Here is a 5,026-nt window from a genome sequence, read left to right on the forward strand (position 1 = left end):
GGATAGGGGCCGGGAACGGGCTCGCTGTCAGGCGGGGCGGCGTCCCAGGACCTCCTTGAGCGGGACCCGGGCGCCGGTGCGGGTGACGGCCCGCGTGTAGACCCGCGCCGACAGCCACACGAAGACCGGGATGAACACCAGCGCTAGCACCAGCGCCGCCAGCTGCTCACCCCACGACGAGACGCCGAGCACGAGCCGTGCCGGCATTAGGAAGGGCGCGAAGGGCGGCAGGTAGGCCAGCACGCGGTAAAGCGGGGATGAGGCGTCGCCCAGCGCCATCACGAAGGAGAGCACGTAGGGGATCATCAGCGTCATCGTCAGCGGCATGACCGCACTGGCCACGTCCTCCTGACGACTGACCAGCGCGCCGGCGGCGGCGTAGCCGACCGCGTAGATCGCGTAGCCGACGATCATCCACACGATCATGGCGAGCAGCACGGTATCGATGTCGACGGCGCCCTCGGGCAGTACACCGCTGAGCTTGGCCGTCACGCCGGCGAAGATACCTATCAGCCCGTAGGAGACCAGTACGGCAGTGCCGGTGCCGATCACCTTGCCGGCCAGCAGGGAGGTGGGCCGCACGCAGGCCAGCAGGATCTCCACGATGCGGCTGGACTTCTCCTCCACTACCCCCATCGCGATCGTCTGCCCACCACCCATGACGATGATGAACAGCAGAATGTCGACGATCAGGAGCACGGTGTAGCGGGCCCCGAAGTCGGCGGAGTCCTGGTCGGGCGGGTCGAGCGCCTCCACCTGGGGCACGGCCCCCGCCAGTGACGCCGCCACCTGGGTGGGATCGCCGCCCAGGGCGCTGATCTCATCCGATAGGGCCGCCTGCTGGAGCACATTGGTTACGGATGCGACCACCGCCTGGTCGGCGCGGCCCTCCTCGGTCACTTTCAGCGCGGGGGAGGTGCTGTTCAGGTCGAGGACCATGTCTAGCGTCGCGTCCTCGTCGATGTCGCCGCTGACTCCCAGGGCGGCCTCGGCGTCGGAGACGTCGGTAGTGACCTCGATGGGCAGACCGTTGGTGCCGGTGATCTGCTCCAGGGCGGGCCTGAGTGCGACGGCGTCGGCGGGGGCGGACACGCCCAGCCGGTAGGGCTCGTCCTCGCCGCCGGTCAGATGGGCGACCACGAGAATCCCGCCGACGGCGAGGACCAGCATGACGAGTGTGGAGATGACCGCTGAGCGCTTGAACAGCTGGGCGCGTAGCTCGCGGCCGGCAACCAGCCGGATCTCCTGGGAGCGGGAAATGGCTTGGGGGCTGGTGGACACGGCTTAGGCCTCCTGTCCGGTCGTGGGGGCGGGGGATGCGGTGGGGGCGGCGAGCACGTCGCGGAAGATGTCGGTCAGCGGGCGGGTGACGGGGCCGAGTTCGCGCAGCCGTCCCAGACGCCCCGCGGCCTCCAGCAATCGCTGCTCGTCGGCTCCGCCGACCACCACCGTCACCCGCGCACCCTCAGCAATGGGCTCGGCACTCGCCTCCACTCCAGGGGTTCCGGCAAGCATGGCGGTGGCGGCGTTGACGGCTGCGTCGGGCCGGCCCGCGACCTCGACGACGGCGCGCCAGCGCGGCTCGGCACCCGACTGCAGCTCGGCCACGGTGCCGTCGGCAACCAGTCGGCCCGCCTGGATGATGACTACCCGGTCGCACAGTCGTTGCACGACGTCGAGCTGGTGAGAGGAGAACAGCGTGGGCACCCCGGCCGCGGCCCGCTCGCGCAGCACCTGGCTCATAACATCGACCGCCACCGGGTCCAGGCCGGAGAAGGGCTCGTCCAGAATCAGCAGATCGGGGTCGGAGACCAGGGCTGCGGCCAGTTGGACGCGCTGCTGGTTGCCCAGGGAGAGCTTCTGCACCTCGTCCTCGCGGCGGGCGGCGATGTCCAGCCGCTCGGTCCACTGCTCGCTGGCCCGCCGGGCCGCGGGGGCCGTCACCCCGTGCAGGCGGGCCAGGTAGGTCAGCTGCTCGCCGACCTTCATCTTGGGGTACAGGCCGCGCTCCTCGGGCATGTAGCCGATGCGACGCCGCTCAGCGGCGCCCACCGGCGTGCCGTCCCAGGTCACGGTGCCGGCATCTGCGCTGAGTACCCCCATGACGATGCGCATGGTGGTGGACTTGCCCGCTCCGTTGGCGCCCACGAAGCCTACGATTTCCCCATCGCCCAGGCGCAGGGACAGGTCATCGAGCGCTTGCAGGCTCCCGAAGCGTTTGGACAGGTTGACGATGTCGAGCATGAGGACTCCAATCGGGATCGGCTGTGGTAAGTCCGCTTGACTTGAGAAGCTTGATTCGTTGTGCCCGTAATGTCAAGGTAGCTTTCCGGTGTGTCGGTGTCGTGCCACCCGCCCGCGGGATGCGCTACGGGTCCGTCTACCGGTTTCCTCCCGCTTCCCGCACCGGTCTCGCTGGCGGATCACCGGTTTCCTCCCGCTTCCCGCTATCGTTGACGCGTGCACCTGAAGACGTTGACGATGAAGGGGTTCAAGTCCTTCGCCTCGTCAACCACCCTGCGCCTGGAGCCGGGCATCACCGCCGTGGTCGGCCCCAACGGCTCGGGCAAGTCCAACGTGGTGGACGCCCTGACCTGGGTGATGGGGGAGCAGGGCGCCAAGAACCTGCGCGGCGGCTCCATGGCCGACGTCATCTTCGCCGGTGCAGGCTCCCGCCCGGCGCTCGGCCGCGCCGAGGTCTCCCTGACGATCGACAACACCGACGGCGCCCTGCCCATCGACTACAGCGAGGTGACCATCACCCGCACCCTGTTCCGCGGCGGCGGCAGCGAGTACCAGATCAACGGCAACACCTGCCGCCTGCTGGACGTGCAGGAGCTACTGTCCGATACGGGCATGGGCCGGCAGATGCACGTGGTGGTAGGCCAGGGGCAGCTCGATGCGGTGCTCACCGCCACCCCGGAGGAGCGGCGCGGCTTCATCGAGGAGGCCGCCGGCGTCCTCAAGCACCGGCGGCGCAAGGAACGGGCTCTGCGCAAGCTCGACTCCATGGCCGCCGACCTGACCCGGCTCACCGACCTCACCGCCGAGCTGCACCGCCAGCTCGGCCCGCTCGCGCGGCAGGCCGCCGTCGCCCGCCGCGCCCATGTCATCCAGGCCGAGGTTCGTGACGCCACCGCTCGGCTGCTGGCCGACGACGTCGTGCAGGTCCAGTCCCTGCTGGAGGCCGGACAGGAGGACCAGGCCCGCCTAGCCGGCCGCCGGGCCGAGCTGGATGAGTCCGAGCGCCTCGCCCGCGCCCGGCTGGAGGAGCTGACGACCCTGGAGTCCACGTCCGGGCAGCGGCTGGCCCGCGCCACCACCACCTGGGAGGAGCTGTCGGCAGCCGTTCAGTCCCTGTCGGCGCTGGCGGACGTGGCGGCGGAACGGGTACGTGGCCTGGCGGGCGCCCCGCGCCCCGAGGCCGGAACCGACCCCGAGGAACTGGAGCGGCGCGCCCAGGAGGCCGCCGCCCAGGAGGCTGAGCTTGCCGCCGCCATTGAGGCCGCCCGCACCGCGCTGACGGACGCCACCGCCGAACGCGTCGACGCCGAGGCCGCCGCCACCACCGCCGAGCAGGCGCTCGCGGCCTTGCAGACCCGGCGCGCCGAGCACCGCGAGCTGCTCGCCCGTGCCGGGGGCCGCGTGGCCTCCGCACGCTCCCGCCACGAGGCCGCCCGCGCCGCCGTCGAACTGGCTCGGGCATCCCTGGCCTCCGCCCAGGAGCGCGACACGGCCGCCGCCCGGGCACTGGAGGCGGCCACCGCCGGCGACCCGGACGCTCCCGCCGGCACCGACAGTTCCGACGCCGCGGCCGGTGAGCAGACCCGTGCCGCCGCCGCCCACGAGGCGGCCACCGCCGCGCTCAATGCGGCCCGCGACGCAGTCGTCGCCACCACCGACACCCGTCGCGAGGCCGCCGCCGAACTGGCCACCTGGACCGCCCGCCGTGACGCCCTCGCCCTGTCCCTGCGTGCGCAGGACGCCACCGCCGAGCTCGCCGACGCCGGACTGCCCGGCATCCTCGGCCCGCTCGCCGGGGCCGTCACGGTAGAAGCCGGTTGGGAAGAGGCGTTGGCCGGGCTGCTCGGTGAGCTGGCCGGGGCTGCGGTGGTTGCCGACACCGACGCCGCCGTTGCCGCCCTGGCCCACGCCCGCAGCCAAGACGGTGGCGGGCTGCGCCTGGTCATTTCCAGCGCCGACGGCGCGGCGGACCGCCCGCCCGCCGCCGAGCCCTCGGTTCCCGATAGCGTTCCTGCGGATGCTCAGCGAGCCGCCGCGCTCATCGGCGCCGAATCCGCCGCGCTCGCCCGTACTCTCAGCGGTTTGCTGGCCGACGCCTGGGTGGTCCCCGACCTGGCCACTGCCCAGGCTATGCGCGCCGCCGTCCCCGGCGCCGTGGTAGCCACCCGTGACGGCGACGTTCTCGCCCCCACGTGGGCCACCGGCGCCGGCGAGGGCGCCGCCTCGGTGCTCGCCCTGGCCGCCGCGCACGAGGAGGCCGCCACTCGCGCAACCGCCGCCGCCGCCGCGGAGCACGCGGCCGACACCGCGCTGACCGATGCCCGCCAGGCTGAGTCCATCGCCCGCGCCGCCGTAGCCGAGGCGCTGGAGAAACTGCGTGCGGCCGACGCCGAGGCCGCTCGCGTGGCCGAGAACCGTGCGCGCCTGAACTCCGCCGCCCGCGCCGCCCGTGAGGAGACCGGACGCGCCCGCCGCGCCCTGGAGCGCGCCGAGGCGGAGGCCGCCCAGCGCGCCGCCGAGCTCGCCACCGCCCAGGCGGCCCTCGCCGCGGTCGAGAATCAGGTGCCGGTCGCCGCGGCCCCGCCCGGAGGCAGTACCGCACCCGCTGGGGAGAGCGACCTTGATACCGCCATCGACGCCGCCCGCGCCACCCGCGAGGCCACCGCGCAGGCGGCCACCGCGGCCCGGGCCGCCGAGACGGAGGCGCGCCTGGCCCTGCGCACCGCCGAGGAGCGGGAGCGCAGCGTCCGCGGCCGGGCCGACTCCCTGCGGGCTGCCGCCC

At 73.1% G+C, this 5,026-nt stretch carries 3 protein-coding genes; 1 reads left to right on the forward strand and 2 read right to left on the reverse strand.

Features of this window, described 5'->3' with window-relative positions:
* Positions 1–27 precede the first annotated feature (27 nt).
* Both GZ998_RS07700 and GZ998_RS07705 read right to left on the reverse strand, forming a co-directional pair.
* A complete protein-coding gene (locus GZ998_RS07700; RefSeq protein ID WP_219109502.1) occupies positions 28–1,281 on the reverse strand; it encodes an ABC transporter permease in 1,254 nt (417 codons plus the stop codon).
* Between the two features lie 3 nt (positions 1,282–1,284).
* On the reverse strand, positions 1,285–2,244 hold the full coding sequence (locus GZ998_RS07705) for an ABC transporter ATP-binding protein (protein WP_162679631.1): 960 nt from the start codon (positions 2,242–2,244) through the stop codon (positions 1,285–1,287).
* Positions 2,245–2,460: 216 nt separating this feature from the next.
* Here GZ998_RS07705 and GZ998_RS07710 point away from each other — a divergent pair.
* Positions 2,461–5,026: AAA family ATPase (locus GZ998_RS07710; protein ID WP_308807183.1), on the forward strand; the 2,566-nt coding region annotated here is incomplete at its 3' end.

The sequence above is a fragment of the Actinomyces sp. 594 genome (assembly GCF_019325145.1).
Taxonomy (GTDB): domain Bacteria; phylum Actinomycetota; class Actinomycetes; order Actinomycetales; family Actinomycetaceae; genus Actinomyces.